Raw genomic sequence first — 18779 nt, 5'->3', positions numbered from 1 at the left:
GTGAACCGCTTTATCTGAAAAATAGAACGCAGCCCCGGCAAGCGACGCCGGGGAACGATGTTCTCTTTCACTATGACCTCGCCTCGCGGGTTGCCGATTTCGGTATGCCTCAGGCGTGCGGAGCATTCGCATGATGGACAGTCAGTCTGAAAAAACTCTCGTTGTTACCCCCGCTCATCCCGCCGTCGGGCATTCGGCTCAGGGCTGGATGAACGGTTTCCTCGGCATGATTATCTTCAGCGGCTCGTTGCCCGCCACCCGGGTGGCGGTGCTGGAGCTCGATCCGCTGTTTCTGACGGCGATCAGGGCGGCGATCGCCGCTTTGCTGGCCCTGTGCGCGCTGCGGATCACTCGCCAGGCGCGGCCGACGCGGGCCGATTTGCCGCCGTTGCTGTTTGTAGCGCTCGGCGTGGTCATCGGTTTTCCGCTGCTGACGGCGCTGGCGCTGCAGCACACCACCTCGGCGCATTCGCTGGTGTATATCGGCCTGCTGCCGCTGGCGACCGCCGGTTTTGGCGTCTTGCGCGGCGGTGAGCGCCCCAAGCCCGCTTTTTGGGCTTTTTCGGGCATTGGCGCCGCGCTGGTGGGGGCGTTCGCGCTGAGCCAGGGGAGCGGCGGCGCCTGGCAGGGAGATGCGCTGATGGTCGGCGCGGTGCTGCTGTGCGGTTTGGGTTATGCCGAAGGCGCGGTGCTGTCGCGCCGGATCGGCGGCTGGCAGGTGATCTCCTGGGCGCTGGTGGCGGCGTTGCCGTTGACGCTGGCGGCCGCATGGTGGGCGGCGCCGGCCGCTTGGCCCGTCGTCAGCGGCGCCGCCTGGCTGTCGCTGGCTTACGTCTCGGTGTTCAGCATGTGGATCGGCTTTATCTTCTGGTATCGCGGCCTGGCGCAGGGCGGCATCGCCGCCGTCGGGCAATTGCAGCTGCTGCAGCCGTTCTTCGGCCTGGCGCTGGCGGGCTGGCTGCTGCAGGAAACCGTCCAGCCGATGATGATCGCCGTGATGGCCGGCGTGGTGGCTTGCGTGTTCGGCGCCAAGCGCTTTTCTCGCTAGGCCCCGTTGCGGGCGCAGGCGCGGATCACCTCGCCGAGTCGTTCCACCGCCTGCTGCACCTGGCGGTCATCGTAACCGCCCAACCCCAGCACCAGACCCGGCTCACCGTGGCCGGGCGCATACATCGGCGATACCGCCCGCAGCGCCAATCCGGCTTCGTTGGCCTGCTGGGCGACCTGCACGTCGTCGAGATCTTTCCTCAGCCACAGCACCATGTGCATGCCCTGATCGCAGGGCTGCACCCTCCCCAATTCGGCCGGGATGCGCGCGTTGATCGTCTCGATCAGCACCCGGCGTTTCTCGGCGTAGACGCCGCGCATTTTGCGGATATGCCGGTCGAGATACCCTTCGGCGATAAAGGCGGCCAGTACGTGTTGATCTGCGCTGGGCGGGTGACGATCCATCAGGATCCGGGCGCCGCAAAAGGCGTCGACCAGCGGCGGCGGCACGATGGCGTAACCCAATCGCAGCGAAGGGAACAGCACCTTGCTGAAGGTGCCGAGATAGAGCGTCCGCTCGGGCGCCAACCCTTGCAGCGAAGGGAACGGGTGGCCGGCGTAGCGCATCTCGCTGTCGTAATCGTCTTCCACGATCCAGGCCTGCCGTTCTCTGGCCCAGGCCAGCAGGGCGCTTCTTTTCGCCATGCTCATCGGCATGCCCAGCGGATATTGATGCGACGGCGTGACAAAAGCGGCGCGGGCGTCGGCGGCCAGGCGCACGCCGGCGGCAACGTCGATGCCGTCGTCGGCGACGGGCACCCTGATCATGTGCCGATCGCGAAACAGGCTGTTAAAAAGGGCGGTGATGCCGGCGTAGGCGGGATCCTCGACCCAGGCGCTGTCGCCGGCGTCCAACAGGATCTGCGCGGCCAGATACAGTCCCTGCTGGGTGCCGGCGGTGATGAGGATTTGCTGCGGCGTGCAGTTTACCGAGCGGGAACGGCGCACATAATCGCAGATGGCTTCGCGCAGCGGCAGGGCGCCCAACGGATCGCCATAGCCGGATGGGGCGCCGGGGCCGCGCGCCCGGATGCGGTTGCCGAGCCGCCGCCAGATATCGTCGGGCGCGGTATCGCCGATCGGGACCGACACGGTGAATGGCACCGACGGCAGCGCCCGCGCCTGGGCGGCAAAACGCGCCAGATGCTGCGCCTGTGAAGAAAGCGGCACGGCTGTGGCCGGAGCGGTTTGCACCGTGGCGTGCGGCGTGCGGCGCGGCGCCTGATAGTGGGCGACCCGGGTGCCGGAGCCGGGCTGCGGTTCAAGAAAGCCTTCCGCCGTCAGTTGAGCAAACGCTTCCAATACCGTGCCGCGCGCCAGATTCAGCGCCGCCGACAGCCGGCGCGTCGAAGGCAGCAGATCGCCCGCTTTCAGATCGCCTTTGTGGATGGCCCGGCGCAGTGCCTGCGCCAGTTGGTGGCTTAGCTGCCCCGCCTGGCGGTCAATCTCGCCGAGGGCGGGGACGTCAACGACTTGGGCTGTTCTGGGCATGCATTCCGGCTCGCTGTGCAGTGCAAAAATGAGTATTCAGAGTAAACCACTCTGTCGGCACTCGCGAGTCCGTTGTCAGTCAACTCAACCCGCGCTGATTCAGCAGCACCTTATTCAGCTCGCTGTTTTTACGCACGTTGAGCTTGCGCATCGCCGAACGCTTATGGGCGCTGATGGTTTTCTGGCTGCGCTGCAGCAGGCCGGCGATGCTGCAGGCGGACATGCCGCTGCTCATCAAACCCAGCACCTTTTTCTCGCAGTGGCTGAGCGCGGCGATGCGGCAAGCCTGGCATTTCCACTGGCCGGCGGCGTGCAGCGCCACCCACGGATGCAGGATGAACTTTTCCAACGCCATCTGCAGCTTGAGGCGAATGGCGTAGGCCGAATCGCGCCGATGGATGCTGAACAGCGGCGGCAGGTTTTTCACCTGTTGCTGGGTCGCGTCGTCGAGGATCAGCAGGGTCAGCTGCCGCTGGCGCGGAACGCCGTGAGGGCTTTGATAACAACAGGCGCAGCCCCAGCGCTCTTCCGGCGTGCGGAACACGATTTCGATGTTATCCAACGCCTGCAGCGCCAGCGGCGAGAACTGCGGGTACCGGCGGTGACATTCGTTCAGGGAGTGCAGATAGTCCTGCAGCAGCAGACGCAGCCCCTGCTGGTAGAAGTTATCGCTGTCGAACAGCGTGAAGCGAATATCTGGCATGGGTGACTCCTTAAAAAGCCGTGGCGCCGCGCCGGAGCAAACGGTGACGGCCCATCGCCGGCGTTCGCGCGCCGGTCGTTTTCCTGATTTCCCTGGGATGGTGCGGGGCTTATTGGTACGCCAGCACAAAATTGGCGATGGACGTGAATTCGCCTTCGGTAATGCTTTGGTTTTGAATCGCGCTGGGCCGCCCTTGCACGTAGGCGGTGAAGTTCAGGCTGTTGGGGCCGTTTTGCAGCGCGACGGCGCTGGTGGCCTTATTCAAATCGATGTCTGCGCCCTGATGATCGAACAGGGCGATGGCGGCGCCGTTCGCGCCGTTGTTGATCGCCAGCTTGCCCGGCAGCTCACCGTCTTCGGTGCCGCTGAAGGTCACGCTGACGGATTTGAACACCGTGGTCTTGCAGTCGGTCAGCTTGATGCTGAACGGCACCGGCGTGGTGTGGCCGTAGCGGTACAGGGTTTTGACGATCACCGTGCCCATCTCCACCAGCTGATCGGCGGACTGCGGTTCGATATTGCACGGCCGGCTCACCACGGTGCCGTGGAACTGCACCGGCGCGCCGATAAGCTCGGTGTTCGCCGCCGCCGGCATGGCGGCAAACCACCAGGACGCGCAGCTGAGCAGCGCTAAAGCGCGTAGACGCATTTTCCGTTCCTCCCTCGGTTACTGGAATGCCGCCACGATGGTGGCCGACGCGTTGAATTCCCCTTCGCCGATCTCCGCGCCGCCGTTGGCGAACGGCGCCGCCACCAGGTTCCAGGAGCCGCCGTTGCCGATGTTCGGCACCGGGTAAAACTCGTTCGGAATGACCAGCTGGCCGTTGTGCGTTAGCCGGATGCCGAGATCGTTCTTGTCGGTTTTGAACACCTCGTTGCTGAAGGAAGCGGCCGTGCCTGAGACCGCCAGCTTGATGTTCAGCGTGCCGTCCTCGAAGCTGCCGCCCTCGCACTGGAAACGCACCGGAATGCTTTGCGGGTAGTTTGAACCGTTGAGATCGCTGCCGCCGATTTCGCCGAACTCCACGTTGATCAGCTGGCCTTCGTTCACCACGCATTTATCCGGCACGTAAAGGATCGCGGACTGGATAAACACCTGCGCCATCGGATTGGGGCCGAAACCGCCGTCGGTTGAGCCGAGGCGGCCGAACATCTCGATGATCTGCCGATCGTTAATCTCGACGCCGTTGATGATCTTTTTGCGCACCCGGAAGGTGATGCGGCCTTTTGAACCGCTTTCATAGTTGTTGACCTGCACATAGGGCGGTGAGCAACTGTGATTGGGATACTCGTTGGATTCGTTGTAAAAAGGCACCGTGACATAGGCCTTCTTATTACCTGCAATCCACACTTCGGCTTTTAAATCCAGGAAGTCGTTCAACTGCAAGAAGCCGTTGCCGTAGTCAGAGGGGGGCAGCGCCGAATCCGACTTGTAAAAGTGCGGGCTTCGGGGGATCGGCGTATCGCAGTAGGCCTTGCCGGTATAGGTACCGCCTAATGAATAGGGAAACTGTTTGGTGAACCCCACCTGGTTGGTGATGTTGCTTTGATTCAGATCGATATAGAACTGTTTGGGGCCGCCGTCCGGCGTGACGTAGCCGTTGGCCCAGGCGGCGGGGGCCGCCAGCGCGATCGCCAGCGGCAGGCAGAGTTTGGTCAGTTGTGTTTTCATCGCGTTCTCGAGCCTCACAGGTAAATCACCTGAATGTGCGCCACGGCGGCGAACCCGGCCGCCATCACCGCCCGCTGGGTGGATTCCACGCTGGCGCTGAACCACAGGGTGTTGCTACCGGGTTGCAGAATGTAAGGGCGGCTGCGTTGATTCAGCTCCAGCGCCTGGCCTTGTTGGTCTTGCAGCCGCAGACCGATGCCCTGCACGCCGCCGTTCAGCTTCAGCAGCGATGGGTTGTCGACATCGCTTTCGCCGAGAAACACCAGCGTGGCGGCCTGCTCTCCCTGCAGGTAGAGGCGGCCGGCGTCGCCGTTGCGCGGGCCGGCCGGGTTATCCGCCAGCGCGCGCGCGCCCAGCAGGCAGTTGCGGAACGAGAGGCGAAAACGCACCGGCGCGCTGCGATCGCCGGCGTTGCGGAAGTCGCGTGCGCTGACGTCGCCCAGATCGACGGATTGATCCCGGCTGTCCGGCGTCAGGCTGCAGGGGGAGCTGAGCAGGCCGCCGTGAAAGCTGACGGTGCCGGTGGTGCCTTCGATCACGCCCAGCGGCGTTGCCGCCATCGCGCCGCCGCCGCACAGCAGTGCGCCGAGCAGCAGCGGGCGCAGTCGATCGGTGAATTCAGCCATGCTGGACCTCCTTATTTTTTCTCGGGCACGGCGGTGCAAACGCCGCCATTGCAGACGAAGCGCAGCTCCGGATGGCCGCCGTAGTCGTTGATGTAGGTGATGACGAAGCTGTTCATGCCGGTCTCTTGCAGCTTGAGGCTTTCGCTGGATTTCGGCTTCAGCATCAGCGGCTGAAAACCGCCGATCGCGCCGCCGCCCTGTTTTTGCGTCTGCCGCGTCATACCGGTCAGGGTGATGTAAAACGGCGTCGGGTTGTCGACGGTGATGGCGCCGCCGCTTTTACGGAACACCAGCTTTTCCTGCCACACCTGGCCCTTGGGCGCGACGATGGCTTTCGGCCGATAGAACAGTTTGATCTGCGTTTGCAGCGCCAGCTGCATCACGTTGGTTTTGGTGCTTTTCGGCGGAATTTCGCGCAGGTTGAAGTAGAACACCGACTCGCGATCCTGTGGCAGGCGATCCGCCTCCGGCGTCTTGGTGATGCGCACCACGCTGCGCTCGCTTGGTTCCACGCGCTGCAGCGGCGGCAGCACCACCAGCGGCGAGGTGATTTTCTGGTGCTGCTCGTTCTCCAGCCAGGACTGCGCCAGGAAGGGCAGCTCTTTGTTTTCGTTGACGATATTCAGGCTGATCGATTTGGCGTCGCTCACATAAACGGCGCGCGTGCGATCCAGCGATATCGCCGCGTCGGCGGTGGGCAGTACGGCGCTCAGGGCCAGGCCGGCGGCGGTCAGTAGCGTTATCGGGTGTTTGTTCATGTCATTATTTCTCAGCGTTACGGATTACAGGGTGGCGCACGGCAGCAGCAGCTGGTCCAGCGGCTTGGCGGCGCCGGGGATCACGATGCGGCAGCGGCGTTGGCCTTCCCAGGCGACGTCCAGTTTTTCCTCCGGCTGCACGCCGGTCAGGTAAACCGAGCCGCCGTCGTTGACCACCGCGACCTCGCGGCCTTTCTCGCTCAGCACCGCGGCGCCGAACGGCGGTTCGCTGCCGTCCGCGAGGCGAATGGTGGCCAACAGCTTGCTGCCTTTCACCACCTCGAAGTGGCGGTAACCGATGGCGCCTTCGGTCAGCGTGCCTTGCACCACGGCGCGAGTGGCCTCGACGTCGTCCGCCAGCTTGTTGACGTCGATGCGGGTGTCGGTGTTGTAGTAGCTGGTGATGTCGGAAATCACCGCCAGCCCGAAACGGTTGCTGTAGGCGCGGCCGTTGTTGATCGGCACGCCGGCGATGCCGTCGGTGTCGAGCATCATGCGGCTGCCGCCGTTGCTCGAGTTCTGATGCGCCGCGATGCCGTGCCGGGTCGCAGTGAGGCCGCCGCGGAACGAGCCACCGATCGACGAGTAGCTGTCCTGCTGGTAAGAGGCGCTGGCGTTCAGCGAGCCAAACGAGGCGTTGTGGGTGTAGTACCCGCGCGCCAGCGATTTGCCGGACTGATTAAAGCCGCCGCTGACCTGCCAGGTATTGTCCGGATCGCTGTAGTCGTTGTACGACGCGGTCTGCGTGACATCGCCGTTGTTGGTTTGCAGCGCATAACCGACGCGCCGACGGTCGCCGATCGGCACGGTGAAGTTGAGCATCACGCTGTCGTCGGTGCGGCCCTGGTAATAGGTGCGGTAAGCCGACAGCGAGGCGGTGATGTTGCTGATATCGCCGACGCTGAACAGCTTGCTGGCCGACAGCCCGTAACGGTCCTGGGTTCGCGCATCCCAATAGGTCTGGTGCGAGTAGGTCAGGTAGGCGGTGATCGCCTTGGCGCTGTCTTCCGCCATAAAGGTTTTGCTGGCGGTGATGGTATACAGCTCTTTCTGGCGGCCGTTGTAATTCTTGTCGTAATCGCCGTAACGCTCCTGCAGGTACTGCGACATGTTCATGAACTTGCGCTGCGAGAAGCGGTAGCCGGCGAAGGTGATCTGGCTGTTCAGCTCATCGAACCGTTTGGCGTAGTTGAGCTTGAACGACATGCCGCTGGCGGTCGGCTCGCCGGGCAGACGGGCGATCGACTGGGTGACGTCCAGCGACATGGCGCCGAACACGTTCAGATCGCGGCCGAGGCCGAGCGCCCAGGCGTTATAGTCGCCGCCGAGCAGCGCCCCGCCATACAGCGACCAGGCGTTGCTCAGCCCCCAGGAGAAGTCGCTGGCGGAAAACAGCGGGCCCTGGGTGCGGTGGTCGTAGGCCGAGGTTTTGCCGAGCGCCACGTTGTAGCGCACGTAGCCCGGGCGGGTCAGGTACGGAATGGTGGCGGTATCCACCTGGAAGGTCGAGACGGTGCCGTCCTGCTCTTCCACCTTGACGTCCAGCTTGCCGCGCACCGAGCTGTTGAGATCCTGAATGGCGAACGGCCCGGCGGGCACGGTGGTTTCGTACAGCGTGCGGCCTTCCTGCGAGACGGTGATCTTGGCGTTGCTCTTGGCGATGCCGCGCACTTCCGGCGCGTAGCCCTGCAGGTTCGGCGGCAGCATGCGCTCGTCGCTGGCCAGATTGAGGCCGGTGAAGCGATAGGCGTCGAACACCCCGGAGTCGAGATAAATCTCACCCAGCGTCAGCTTGGCGGCCTGCATCGGCAGCGCGCGGTAGGCGTAGATCTGGTTCCAGTCGAAGCCGGTGCTGCGATCGCCGGCCTGCTGATTGTAATTGGCCTGGTAGTCCGCGCGCAGGCGCCAGGGGCCCAGGTTGGCGCCCAGCGTGCCGTAGCTGCTCAGGTTCTGGGCGGTGTTGTTGTTGTGATTCTGCTTGCCTAACTGGCCGCTCAGGTTGTAGTCCAGCAGCAGGCCGGGAATGCCGTCGTCCCACTGCTCGGGCGGCGTCCAGTCGGGATCGGAGTATTTCATCCACGCCTGCGGGATGGTGATCGCCAGCACGCCGCCGCCGATGCGATCGGAGACGGTCGCGCCTTTGATGCCGCGAATGTCGGCGCACTGGTTGTCGTGCCACAGGGTGACTTTTTTGGCCGCTTCTTCTTTCAGCGCCATTTTTTCCACCAGATCAGGCGGCAGGCACACCTGGCTGCCGCTCTTGTTATCCGGCGACGGGAAATACTGAATGCTGCGCTGGGGCAGCGTTTTCTGGTTGATCTTGATGTCCAGCAAATAAGCGCCGGGCATGACGTAGTCGGCATCGGAGAAACGCGAAAGATCCACTTTGCTGCGCTCGCCGATATCCAGGACGTCGGTATTGAATTCCGTGGCGGAAAATGCCGGACGCACCCAGAGGAAAGATAGAATGACGAGAAGAGGTAGGTGTTTCCGTGTCAGTAATGACGTCATAGCATAATCACTCATGGCAAGTCCGCGCCCAATAGCAGGTCATCCGTGCGACCTGAATACGTAATGCTGTGCAGCGCCCGCCGGCGCTAGAGATAAGACAGGGTGAATTTGGCCAGAGAGCTGAAGCCGCCCGCCCGTGCCTTATCGGGATGCAGGCGCAACTGCGCGCCAAAACGCAGCGTGTTGTCGCCGGCGACGATCTGGTAATCCGCCGTCGTGCTGCCGAGCGGGATCGGGGTGCCGGCATCGGTCAACAGCTCGATAGCCACGCCCTGCGCCTCGCCGTAAACGCCCAGCAGGGAAGGATCCCGGCTGTCGGCGGTGCCGTCGAAGGTGACGTTGGCTGCGCGATAGATGAAGTCAGGCTTCACCTGGCTGGCCAGTTCGCAGTTCACCAGTTTGATCGTGAAATGACGGCGGCTGCCGATCAGCACCGATTGCCCGTCCTGCGAGGCATCGGTCATGGAGATCAGACCGAAATCGACGGTTTGATCCAGGCTGTCGCTGGCGATGCCGCACGGCGTTTCAACGATGGTGCCGCCCAGGCTGACTTTGCCGTGGCCCTGATTTTTCACTGCCGCCGCCGCGCTGCCTACGCTGAGCGCGATGAGCAACAGGCCGCAAAGGCGGATAGTCATGCTGGCGTCTCCCTGTCTTGCCCTGTTCCCTTGCCGCTCTCGTCGGCATGCAATCAAGCGGGGGATGCCCTGAGACATCCCCTGTGGGGTATTACAGGTAAGCCAGGGTGAAGTTGGCCACGCTGGTGAAGTCGCCCGGCACCACGGCGGCGGAGGCGCTGCTGCCCTGCAGGTAAGCGGCGAATTTCAGCGAGTTGTCGCCGTTGTTCAGGCCCTGACCGTCGGTCGCCGTGCCCAGTTCCACTTCCTTGGAGTGCAGGTTGTCGTAGATCACGATGCCGGCGCCGGTTGCCGTGCCGCTCAGGGCCAGCAGTTTGTTGTTGACCGGATCAGGCGTGCCGGTAAAGGTCACCTTGACGTTTTTCATGGTGGAGATGGAGCAATCTTTCAGTTCGATGTTGAAAGGTTGCATGCTGGATTTACCCTGGTTAGCCAGGATGCGGCTGCTGATCTGGCCCATTGGTACGGTTTGGTCAACGGATTCCGGCGCGACGCTGCATGGCGCATCGATAATTTCGCCGGTAAAGGTGACTTTACCGCTGCCCTGATTAGATGCGGCGTGAGCAACAGATGCAGAAGCGAAAGCAATCACGGTTGCCAGCATTAATTTATTCAGTTTCATTTCTCAGGTTCCTGTAGAGAGTTTTTAAATAAAAAGAACAGCACATCTAAATCCCCCGCAGCGGCGGCAACGTCATGTCGCCGGCCGTACGGTTGGAGCCAGATCCTTTTGCTCTGGGCAATACGCCAACATCCGTTATTTATGAGAAATAACGAGATTGGGAAAATCGACAATGGATTTTCTGGTAAATAAAATACGAGTTTTACGTGTGGCGTGTTGCTGGGAATATTCTTGCAAATAATAGTATTGCTTGGAAATAGATTTTATTAAATTAAGTCAAATTCAGAATATAAAACCAAAAGGAAAAAGAAATATATTTGCTTTAAAACCAATAGATCGTATACAAATATTATCCAGTATAAATCACTATATAAATAACGATATGCGAGATATTAGATCGGGGGAAATAGGCTGATACCTACAATTCGCCATATTGTTTTGCTAATATCGCCCTGAGGCAGCAGATGATGAATTTCCCTTTAGAAACAAAATATAAAACATAATCTATTGTTTTTATTGTTGTTTCGTGGTTTTCTTCTCCTAAGGGATTGGTTTTTTTATTCGTGTTTAGCCCGCGTTTAGGTCTAATTCATTAACAATTAAATAACAATGTCATCGGTAGTGAATTATTCTATCGCACTGCGGTATAGGGATTTTTCACTGCCTAACCCATTTTGATTAATCAAATTAAGGCATGTGCTGTTGCCGTTCGCCACATAATGATGACCTAAGTGACAATTAAAGGATTATAAACGGAATGATAACGATGATTAATGCTTGCGGCGGCCGCCGCACGGTAGTTTCTGCTATATTTTTACTGTCTGTCATGTCGCTGTCAGGCTGCGTGGGCGGTAGCAAGACAAACCTGAATTCCGTGAAAAAAATTTCACAGAACAATCCTAATGATAAATCCGATGAACAACGTATCGCGCTTTGCCAGCAACGGGTTAACTCATTAAAAAATATTAATCCGCAGAGTTACCAAAAACGCATTGCCTATTTTAACGGTCTGCTTTCCAACGCTTCCGGATATGCTGGCGTGCGCGGCAATGTGGATGAAAGCACCCGTAAAGCGATTGATGCTCTTTATCAATATAAAACCGAGAAATTCTGCGCCGACGTTGAACATGAGCTGATGTCCGATCTGTCCAACCGGGTCGAGAATCTGTAGCCATGAAGCGATGCGCGCAAAGATGGGCGATGGGGCTTTGGCTGTTGGCGCTGAGCGGCGCCGTTTGCGCCGCTGACGACGGCATTCCCGCCCTGTTGAAATTTGCCGAACAGCGGCAGGCTCCGCCGGCCGCGCTCAAGGAGGAAACCGCGCGTAAACCGGCGCCCGCACCGGCCGCCAAACCGGCCGCCGTCGCGGGGGCAGACGGCGCTCGTTTAACTTCTCTGAAGCACTCTGTACAACAGCAGGCGGAGAAAATCCGTCAGCTGGAGCGCCAGTTGGCGGCGGCTCAGGCCGCCGCGGCGCCGAAAAGCGAGCGGACCGATGTCGATATTCGGCCACTGGCCGATGCCCTGAAGGCGTTGCGGCAGGCCGTTGCGCCGTTGCCTGAGGTCACCGCGCTGGCCGCTTCGCTCACGCGGGCCGAACAGCGCAGCGCAAGCTTGACGGCGCAGTTGGCACAGCAACGACAGCGGGTAGACACCTTGCTGGCTGAGCGGCGGCAGGCGGCTGAGGCCCCGGTGCTGGCCAGCGAGGCGGACAAGCAGGCGTATGCCGCCGGCGTATCGCTGGGGCGCGATATTTTGCATCTGCAACAGGAGAACCGGCGTGCGGGACTGGAGGCGGATCGGCGGCTTTTGCTGGCGGGCATCGCCGATACCCTGGCCGGGCGGTTGCGGCTGGATGAGGCCGCCATCGACAGCGCGCTGCGCACGGCGCAGCAACGTTTGCAGCAGACGCAACAGACACAGGCTCCCCCTCCGGACGGCAAGGCCTATCTGGCCGATTTCGCCCGCCAGGAGGGAGTCAAGCAAGATGCGCTCGGTTTCTACTACCGGGTGGACTATGCCGGCAGCGGTGCGATCGGCGCCGACGATCGGGTGGATATCGTGGTGCGCGAAAGCCTGACCGACGGCCGGGTGATCAAAGACATGGAGCTCGCGGGAACGGTGATCTCGCAGCCATTGACGCGCTATCCGCCGCTGTTTCGCGCGGCTATCGAGAAGCTGCAGCGCCACGGCTCGATCACGCTGGTGGTGCCGCCGGCGCTGGCGTACGGCAAGCAGGGCAGCCCGCCGGCGATCCCTCCGGACGCCACCATGATTTATACCCTGCGCATCGCTGACGTGCAGTCGTGAGCGGGGAGCTCAGCAGTAACCACTCAGGAGGAATGCTATGGCCAAGGCGCCGAAAACGTTTGAAAGCAGAAAATCGCTGATGCTGAATGTGTTGCAAGGATTGTGCAGGGATCGTGTGGAAGGCTCCGGCGGCCATCATCCCCCGCCGGAGCAGTGGCCGAAGACCCGCGAGCTGGCTGATAAATGCGGTGAAAACATTTATACCACCCGCACCCTGCTGCTGGCGCTGGAAAAGGAGGGCAAGGTCCGCTGTACCCACCGCAGCATCAACAATTCTCTACGCTGGTACAGCTGCGACGAACAGGCAGCGATAAAAAAAGAGTGATTCGACCCTGACGGTCGCTTTTGACTATCTTACAGCTAAACATTAATTAATCTTATTATTTGGCGGGGCGTTTCGCTCCGCCAATCCTCCTCTCCGCTTTCCGCCCTCCGCGCAGGCATTGCTAAGATGTTTTTTGCGACCATATACTTATCGCTCAGACGGGAACAGGTGTAGGGAGCCGGCATCGTAATGAAGGAAAAGAAAGACATACTGAGATTGGATGATATTCATTATCAAATAGACCGCCAGGTGATCCTGGACTCCGTCTCTTTCACGTTGGGTGAGGGCGAGTTCAAACTGATCACCGGGCCTTCCGGCTGCGGAAAAAGCACGCTGCTGAAAATCATCTCTTCCTTAATGAATCCGACCAGCGGAAGCCTCTATTTTGACGGCCAGGCGATCGACGAGATGTCGCCGGAGGCGTATCGCAAGCAGGTCTCTTATTGCTTCCAGACGCCGGCGCTATTCGGCAATACGGTTTACGACAATCTGGCGCTGCCGTATCAGATCCGCCAGGAACCGCCGGCCGAGCGAAAAATGAAGGCCGATCTGGCGCGTTTCGGCCTGCCGGAGGCGATGCTGACGAAAAGCATCAATGAACTGTCCGGCGGGGAGAAGCAGCGCGTGTCCCTGATCCGCAACCTGCAGTTTATGCCGCGGGTGCTGTTGCTCGATGAGATCACCAGCGCGTTGGACGAGGAAAATAAGCGCAACGTCAACGAAATCGTGCATCAGCTGGTGGCGGAACACCGGCTGGCGGTGCTGTGGGTGACGCACGATACCGAAGAGATAGCGCATGCGGACGAGGTGATCACCCTGCGCGCGCACAGCGCCGAGCCACAGGAGCAACAGCATGAATCAGCATAATATCACCAACGAATCCTTGGGCTTGTCGATGGTGCTGGTGGTGGTCGCCATCCTGATCAGCCACCGGGAAAAGCTGGCGCTGGAAAAGGACATCATCTGGAGCATCTGCCGCGCGGTGGTGCAGCTGATCATCGTCGGCTACGTGCTGAAGTATATTTTCGACCTGGATAACGCCGTTCTCACCGTGTTGATGGTGCTGTTCATCTGCTTTAACGCGGCCTACAACGCCAAGAAACGCAGCAAGTACGTCGAACACGCGTTCGTGACGTCGTTTATCGCCATCACCACCGGCGCGGTGCTGACGCTGGCGGTGCTGGTGTTGACCGGCTCCATTGAATTTACGCCGATGCAGGTGATCCCCATCTCCGGGATGATCGCCGGTAACGCCATGGTGGCGGTGGGGCTGTGCTATACCAACCTCGGCCAGCGTTTCAAAAGCGAGCAGCAGAAGATTCAGGAGATGCTCAGCCTGGGGGCGACGCCCAAGTTCGCGTCGGCGGCGCTGATCCGCGACAGCATCCGCGCTTCGCTGATCCCGACCGTCGACTCGGCGAAAACCGTTGGGCTGGTCAGCCTGCCGGGCATGATGTCCGGGCTGATCTTCGCCGGCATCGATCCGGTGAAAGCGATCAAATATCAGATTATGGTGACCTTCATGCTGCTTTCCACCGCCAGCCTGTCGACCATCATCGCCTGCTATCTGGCCTACCGTAAGTTTTACAACGAGCGCCATCAGCTGGTGGTCGGCAACCTGAAGTAACGCCATGAAAAACGGCCTCCGCGGAGGCCGTTTTGTTTACCCTTGCAGCAGGGCGATGCTCTGGCGGATTTCCCGTTCGATATCCGCCTCGCTCCAGCGGTCCAGCTGTGAAGAGAACGGTTCGAAAGCATAGACGCCGGTGTAGCCCAGGCGTTCCAGGTTCTGCACCTGGCGGCGGCTCTCCAGCCGATCGCCCTCGCTCAGCATGATGCGCTCTTCGTCGCTCAGCGCGCTTTTATCCCGCCCGTCCTCCACGCCGGACAGATGCACCAGGCCGATCTGCGCCACCTGGATCTGCGCGTCAAAGTCGGCCTGCGTCACGCCGCTCAGATAGTGGTGGAACGTATCGAGCACAATGCGGTACGGCGCGCCCGAGTCGCGGATAAGCGCCTGGGACAACAGCGACGATCGCAGCGAGCTGATGCCGAAGCCCAGCGGTTCGACGTATCCCTGTACGCCATAGCGGGCAAACAGCGGTGCCAGCAGCCGCAACGCCGCGAGGGTGTCGTCGCGTTTTTGCTGCTCGCTGCGCGTGTCGTCGGCGCTGCAGTGGGGGCATAGCACCAGCGCCCGGCTGCGGATGGCCTGCGCCTGCGCCAGCATCGCTTCGGCGCGCTGTTGCAGCGCTGCCGGGTCATCCATCAGATTGAACCTGCCGAGGGCGTTGATCGTGACGATCTCGATGCCGTATTGCGCGGCGAGCGCGTTGAGCTGCGCGTCGCTCAGATCGTCGGTCACCTTGCCGCTGGGCATGTCGTTGCGCAGCTCGACTTTGCTGAGCCCGCAGCGTTTCACCAGGCGGAAAAAATTGTCCAGATCGAGATTCGGCGCGATCTTGCGGTTAATGCAGAAGCGGTCCAGCGCAATGTTCATGGGCATGACTCCAGCGGTCAGGGTTGAGAGATCAGGATTTGCCGTTTTCCAGCGGCAGCGGCTTGCCGTCGGGCTGGGATTGGCGGTGGCGTTTGGCCAACACCACCTGCTCCATTTTTTCCAGCGAGACGCCTTTGGTTTCCGGGATATAGCGGCCGATAAACCAGTAGCTGAACAGGCAGCAGGCGGCGAAGATCCACATCGGGAAGGCGCCGTGGAAATGCGAGAACAGGTAAGGGTGATCGTTGATCATCGGGAACGACTGCGACACCGCGAAGTTGGCGACCCACATGCAGCCGACGGCGATGCTCATCCCCTGTGCGCGCATGCGGTTCGGGAAGATCTCCGACACCAGCACCCAGGCGCCGACGCCCCAGGAGAGCGCATAAAACACCATGAAGAACAGCATGCCGAACAGCGCGAAATAGCCGGTGGCCTGGGTGTAGAGCGCGTACGAGGTGAGCAGCAGGCCCGCGATGGCGCCCAGCGTGCCGTAACGCATCAACGGAATGCGGCCCATGCGATCCATCAGCATGGCGCCGATGACCGAACCGACCAGCTGCAGCACGCCGATCCAGATGGTCTGGAACAGCGCTTCCTGCGCGTTTTCGGTGACGGTTTTCAGCACCACCGGCGCGTAGTACATCATCACGTTAACGCCGGTGACCTGTTGCAGCATGGCGATCATACAGCCGACGAACAGGATGAAACGCACCCGCACATCGCCGTAGTTCAGCTTCCGGTGCTGCTGCTGTTGATCCTGCTGCAGCGAGTCTTTGATTTCTTTCAGCAGATTCTGCGCGTGGGCGGCGTTGGAGACTTTGGTCAACATCGCCAGCGCCTGATCGTCGCGGCCCATCATCACGTTCCAGCGCGGCGATTCAGGAATGACGAACACCAGGATGCAGAACAGAATGCAGGGGATCACGCCCGAGGCGAACATCCAGCGCCAGCCCATTTCCACCAGCCAGGCTTCGCTGGCGAGGCTGGCGATTTTGAAGTTGACGTAGAAAATCACGATCTGACCGAAGACGATGGCGAACTGCTGCATGCTGAGCGCCCGCCCGCGCATGTCTTTCGGCGACACTTCCGACATGTACATCGGCGACACGGTGGCGGCGATGCCGACCGCCAGCCCGCCAATGATGCGGTAAATGACGAACCAGGTGAAGGTCGGGGCCAATGCGGCGCCGACGGCGGAAACGGTGAACAGCAGCGCCGCCAGCATCAGCGCTTTTTTACGGCCCCAGCGCGCCGCCAGCGGCCCGGCGGCGAAGGCGCCGACCACGCAGCCGATCACCACGTTGGAGACGGCCCAGCCGGTTTCGGCCGGGCTGAGATTGAAATAGGTTTTCAACGCTTCGATCGCGCCGGAGATCACGGCGGTGTCGTAGCCGAACAGAATGCCGCCCAGGGCGGCGATGCCGCAAATTCGCAATATGTAACCGGTATTGTGCTTACGCTGATATGACATGTGTTGCTCCGATTTTTATCCTGGCTTCCGTCCGCACGGTTGGGGTGTCGGGAAGAGGGCGAGCGGAAGGGTGTGAACCGTGCCTGTCATCAAGGCGATGTCGTTGATAAATGCTGGAACAAACAAGAACATTTATTTCATAATTAGTGAATAATGGAATATTGATTTTTAGATCCAGTTCAAAAAAAACCGTCGCGAGCGATCCGGGCGCCTTGGGCGTTCGGAGGGAGGCGGTAACGGCCGCAGGTCAGGCGCAGTGCGGATTTTCTGTAGCAAAGTCAGTGTGCATTAGCGATGGACTCTCCTGCGAAACCGCGCCTTGATTGGCGCGGTAATGAAAGCGCCAACCCGATCGACACCGCAAAATTGCGACCTCACGCACTAAAAATAAATTTTTCAAAACAATTTATTTGAAACTTTTTTTTCAATGAAATAGAGTTTGCTGCATCCGGTCAGGATGTAGCCGGCTTGCCGACGGGGTTTGGCGAGCGGGACGATTAACGCCGCGCCGCCTGCGTGTGGCCAGGCGACAGCGGACTTGAAAAGAGGGCGTGACATGAAAACCGTGGGTAACTTTATTGACGGGCAGGTGTGCCTGAGCAGCAGCAATCAGACCGTCGACGTGCACAACCCGGCCAGCGGGCAGGTTGAGCGGCGCGTCACGCAGAGCACCGCCGCCGAAGTCAAGCAGGCCATCGACGTGGCCCACCGGGCGTTCGCCGACTGGTCGCGCACTACGCCGCTGCGCCGCGCGCGCATCATGTTCAATTTCAAGGCGCTGCTGGAACAGCACCGCGACGAGCTGGCCGAGCTTATCGTCAGCGAGCACGGCAAAGTGTATTCGGATGCGCTGGGCGAACTGACGCGCGGCATGGAAGTGGTCGAATTCGCCTGCGGCATCCCGCATCTGATCAAAGGCGAGTACTCGCCGGACGTCGGCAGCGGCGTCGACAGCTTCTCGCTGATGCAGCCGCTGGGCGTGGTGGCGGGCATTACTCCGTTCAACTTCCCGGCGATGGTGCCGATGTGGATGTTCCCCATCGCGCTGGCCTGCGGCAACACCTTCGTCCTCAAGCCGCCGGCGCTGGTGCCTTCGGCCTCGGTGCGCCTGGCGGAACTGTTGAAGGAAGCCGGTTTGCCGGACGGCGTGTTCAACGTGGTGCACTGCGCCAATGAAGATGCGGCGCAGCTGTGTACCGATCCGCGCATTCAGGCGGTGAGCTTCGTCGGCTCCTCCACCGTGGCGGAACATATCTATACCACCGCCAGCGCGCACGGCAAGCGGGTGCAGGCCTTCGGCGCGGCGAAGAACCAGGCGATCGTCATGCCGGACGCCGATCTGGACGCCACGGTCAACGCGCTGATGGGCGGCGCGTTCGGCTCTGCCGGCGAGCGCTGCATGGCGTTGCCGATCGCCGTGGTGGTCGGTGACGACACTGCCGATAAACTGATCGCCAAACTGAAGCCGCTGATCGCGCAGCTGCGGGTCGGGCCGGGCTTGCAGCAGGGCGGCGAAGAGAATGAAATGGGGCCGCTGGTGTCGTCCGCTCACCAGAAAAAGGTGCTGGGCTACATCGATTTGGGCGTGGAAGAAGGCGCCACCCTGGTGGCCGACGGCCGCAACTATCAGGTGCCGGGCTATCCTGAAGGCTACTACGTCGGCGGCACGCTGTTCGACCATGTGACGCCGAACATGCGCATCTACCGCGAAGAGATTTTCGGGCCGGTGCTGGGCATCGTACGGGTGCCGGACTACCGCACCGCCATCGACACGGTGAACGGCCACGAATTCGGCAACGGCAGCGCCATCTTCACCGGCAGCGGCCACTATGCGCGCCAGTTCGTGCAAGACGTGCAGGCCGGAATGGTCGGCGTCAACGTGCCGGTGCCGGTGCCGATGGCGTTCCACAGCTTCGGCGGCTGGAAGCGCTCGGTGTTCGGCGCGTTGAACGTGCACGGCACCGACGGCGTGCGCTTCTACACGCGCATGAAGACCGCCACCGCGCGCTGGCCGGCCGGGCAGCAGACGGTGTCCGAATTCAGCATGCCGACGCTGGGCTAAGCGCTTTCACACTCAGGCCAGGCCGTTGCTCCTTCGGAGC

The 18779-nt window shown here is 60.9% G+C and carries 18 protein-coding genes; 7 read left to right on the top strand and 11 right to left on the bottom strand.

Annotation, left to right across the window (positions count from 1 at the left end; genetic code table 11):
* The first annotated feature begins 133 nt into the window (after positions 1-133).
* Positions 134-1048 (top strand): DMT family transporter, encoded by a 915-nt coding sequence (locus tag ACUTQY_RS22515; RefSeq protein ID WP_046688555.1) that lies wholly within the window; start codon positions 134-136, stop codon positions 1046-1048.
* On the opposite strand, the gene pdxR is transcribed toward ACUTQY_RS22515, so the two are convergent.
* The 9 genes from pdxR to ACUTQY_RS22470 all read right to left on the bottom strand — a co-directional run bounded on the left by pdxR (position 1045) and on the right by ACUTQY_RS22470 (position 10068).
* Complete coding sequence (pdxR, locus tag ACUTQY_RS22510) at positions 1045-2538, bottom strand: MocR-like pyridoxine biosynthesis transcription factor PdxR (RefSeq protein ID WP_033651776.1); 1494 nt, start codon at positions 2536-2538, stop codon at positions 1045-1047. The two genes, ACUTQY_RS22515 and pdxR, sit on opposite strands and share 4 nt — an antisense overlap.
* Before the next feature lie 79 nt (positions 2539-2617).
* The gene (locus tag ACUTQY_RS22505; protein WP_033645336.1) at positions 2618-3241 is read right to left on the bottom strand and encodes a LuxR C-terminal-related transcriptional regulator; all 624 of its coding nucleotides are present in this window, start codon (positions 3239-3241) and stop codon (positions 2618-2620) included.
* Positions 3242-3350: 109 nt separating this feature from the next.
* A complete protein-coding gene (locus tag ACUTQY_RS22500) occupies positions 3351-3890 on the bottom strand; it encodes a fimbrial protein (RefSeq protein ID WP_046687944.1) in 540 nt (179 codons plus the stop codon).
* A gap of 18 nt (positions 3891-3908) precedes the next feature.
* Entirely contained in the window at positions 3909-4913 is a 1005-nt protein-coding gene (locus ACUTQY_RS22495) for a fimbrial protein (RefSeq protein ID WP_033645334.1), read from the bottom strand.
* Positions 4914-4927: 14 nt separating this feature from the next.
* Entirely contained in the window at positions 4928-5539 is a 612-nt protein-coding gene (locus ACUTQY_RS22490; RefSeq protein WP_033645333.1) for a fimbrial protein, read from the bottom strand.
* A gap of 11 nt (positions 5540-5550) precedes the next feature.
* The gene (locus ACUTQY_RS22485; protein ID WP_033645332.1) at positions 5551-6297 is read right to left on the bottom strand and encodes a fimbrial biogenesis chaperone; all 747 of its coding nucleotides are present in this window, start codon (positions 6295-6297) and stop codon (positions 5551-5553) included.
* 24 nt (positions 6298-6321) lie between these two features.
* Entirely contained in the window at positions 6322-8823 is a 2502-nt protein-coding gene (locus ACUTQY_RS22480; protein WP_033645331.1) for a fimbria/pilus outer membrane usher protein, read from the bottom strand.
* 71 nt (positions 8824-8894) lie between these two features.
* On the bottom strand, positions 8895-9446 hold the full coding sequence (locus ACUTQY_RS22475; RefSeq protein ID WP_033645330.1) for a fimbrial protein: 552 nt from the start codon (positions 9444-9446) through the stop codon (positions 8895-8897).
* Positions 9447-9537: 91 nt separating this feature from the next.
* On the bottom strand, positions 9538-10068 hold the full coding sequence (locus ACUTQY_RS22470) for a fimbrial protein (RefSeq protein ID WP_033645329.1): 531 nt from the start codon (positions 10066-10068) through the stop codon (positions 9538-9540).
* A gap of 757 nt (positions 10069-10825) precedes the next feature.
* Between ACUTQY_RS22470 and ACUTQY_RS22465 the strand changes: the two genes are divergently transcribed.
* The 5 genes from ACUTQY_RS22465 to fetB all read left to right on the top strand — a co-directional run bounded on the left by ACUTQY_RS22465 (position 10826) and on the right by fetB (position 14330).
* Complete coding sequence (locus ACUTQY_RS22465) at positions 10826-11239, top strand: hypothetical protein (RefSeq protein WP_033645328.1); 414 nt, start codon at positions 10826-10828, stop codon at positions 11237-11239.
* Positions 11240-11268: 29 nt separating this feature from the next.
* Positions 11269-12378, top strand: a complete 1110-nt coding sequence (locus ACUTQY_RS22460) for an FKBP-type peptidyl-prolyl cis-trans isomerase N-terminal domain-containing protein (protein ID WP_226772922.1) — start codon at positions 11269-11271, stop codon at positions 12376-12378.
* A gap of 37 nt (positions 12379-12415) precedes the next feature.
* Positions 12416-12703 (top strand): FaeA/PapI family transcriptional regulator, encoded by a 288-nt coding sequence (locus tag ACUTQY_RS22455; RefSeq protein ID WP_033645326.1) that lies wholly within the window; start codon positions 12416-12418, stop codon positions 12701-12703.
* A 189-nt stretch (positions 12704-12892) separates the two neighbouring features.
* The gene (gene fetA, locus ACUTQY_RS22450) at positions 12893-13570 is read left to right on the top strand and encodes an iron efflux ABC transporter ATP-binding subunit FetA (protein WP_046687942.1); all 678 of its coding nucleotides are present in this window, start codon (positions 12893-12895) and stop codon (positions 13568-13570) included.
* Positions 13557-14330: an iron efflux ABC transporter permease subunit FetB gene (gene fetB / locus ACUTQY_RS22445; protein WP_033645324.1), complete on the top strand. Its 774-nt coding sequence runs from the start codon at positions 13557-13559 to the stop codon at positions 14328-14330. Before fetA ends, fetB begins: the two co-directional genes overlap by 14 nt.
* A gap of 36 nt (positions 14331-14366) precedes the next feature.
* Here the strand turns inward: fetB and ACUTQY_RS22440 are convergent, their stop codons facing one another.
* Positions 14367-15203, bottom strand: coding sequence for a TIM barrel protein (locus ACUTQY_RS22440; RefSeq protein WP_046687941.1), 837 nt, complete (start codon positions 15201-15203; stop codon positions 14367-14369).
* Positions 15204-15234: 31 nt separating this feature from the next.
* Entirely contained in the window at positions 15235-16677 is a 1443-nt protein-coding gene (locus tag ACUTQY_RS22435) for a sugar porter family MFS transporter (RefSeq protein ID WP_033645322.1), read from the bottom strand.
* A 556-nt stretch (positions 16678-17233) separates the two neighbouring features.
* Between ACUTQY_RS22435 and ACUTQY_RS22430 the strand changes: the two genes are divergently transcribed.
* Entirely contained in the window at positions 17234-18739 is a 1506-nt protein-coding gene (locus ACUTQY_RS22430) for a CoA-acylating methylmalonate-semialdehyde dehydrogenase (RefSeq protein ID WP_046687940.1), read from the top strand.
* The last annotated feature ends 40 nt before the right edge of the window (positions 18740-18779 follow it).

The sequence above is a fragment of the Serratia sp. TSA_130.1 genome, assembly GCF_052691795.1.
Note: the sequence above shows the minus strand (reverse complement) of the source record. Positions and strands in the feature narration are given on the sequence as shown.

Bases quoted from the DNA above. Each gene is read 5' to 3' on its own strand.
- ACUTQY_RS22455 (WP_033645326.1), top strand. From the start codon at position 12,416: ATGGCCAAGGCGCCGAAAACGTTTGAAAGCAGAAAATCGCTGATGCTG.
- fetA (WP_046687942.1), top strand. From the start codon at position 12,893: ATGAAGGAAAAGAAAGACATACTGAGATTGGATGATATTCATTATCAA.
- ACUTQY_RS22485 (WP_033645332.1), bottom strand. From the start codon at position 6,297: ATGAACAAACACCCGATAACGCTACTGACCGCCGCCGGCCTGGCCCTG.
- ACUTQY_RS22475 (WP_033645330.1), bottom strand. From the start codon at position 9,446: ATGACTATCCGCCTTTGCGGCCTGTTGCTCATCGCGCTCAGCGTAGGC.
- ACUTQY_RS22490 (WP_033645333.1), bottom strand. From the start codon at position 5,539: ATGGCTGAATTCACCGATCGACTGCGCCCGCTGCTGCTCGGCGCACTG.
- ACUTQY_RS22500 (WP_046687944.1), bottom strand. From the start codon at position 3,890: ATGCGTCTACGCGCTTTAGCGCTGCTCAGCTGCGCGTCCTGGTGGTTT.
- ACUTQY_RS22470 (WP_033645329.1), bottom strand. From the start codon at position 10,068: ATGAAACTGAATAAATTAATGCTGGCAACCGTGATTGCTTTCGCTTCT.
- ACUTQY_RS22430 (WP_046687940.1), top strand. From the start codon at position 17,234: ATGAAAACCGTGGGTAACTTTATTGACGGGCAGGTGTGCCTGAGCAGC.
- fetB (WP_033645324.1), top strand. From the start codon at position 13,557: ATGAATCAGCATAATATCACCAACGAATCCTTGGGCTTGTCGATGGTG.
- ACUTQY_RS22480 (WP_033645331.1), bottom strand. From the start codon at position 8,823: ATGAGTGATTATGCTATGACGTCATTACTGACACGGAAACACCTACCT.
- ACUTQY_RS22460 (WP_226772922.1), top strand. From the start codon at position 11,269: ATGGGGCTTTGGCTGTTGGCGCTGAGCGGCGCCGTTTGCGCCGCTGAC.
- ACUTQY_RS22465 (WP_033645328.1), top strand. From the start codon at position 10,826: ATGATAACGATGATTAATGCTTGCGGCGGCCGCCGCACGGTAGTTTCT.
- ACUTQY_RS22495 (WP_033645334.1), bottom strand. From the start codon at position 4,913: ATGAAAACACAACTGACCAAACTCTGCCTGCCGCTGGCGATCGCGCTG.
- ACUTQY_RS22505 (WP_033645336.1), bottom strand. From the start codon at position 3,241: ATGCCAGATATTCGCTTCACGCTGTTCGACAGCGATAACTTCTACCAG.
- pdxR (WP_033651776.1), bottom strand. From the start codon at position 2,538: ATGCCCAGAACAGCCCAAGTCGTTGACGTCCCCGCCCTCGGCGAGATT.
- ACUTQY_RS22435 (WP_033645322.1), bottom strand. From the start codon at position 16,677: ATGTCATATCAGCGTAAGCACAATACCGGTTACATATTGCGAATTTGC.
- ACUTQY_RS22440 (WP_046687941.1), bottom strand. From the start codon at position 15,203: ATGAACATTGCGCTGGACCGCTTCTGCATTAACCGCAAGATCGCGCCG.
- ACUTQY_RS22515 (WP_046688555.1), top strand. From the start codon at position 134: ATGGACAGTCAGTCTGAAAAAACTCTCGTTGTTACCCCCGCTCATCCC.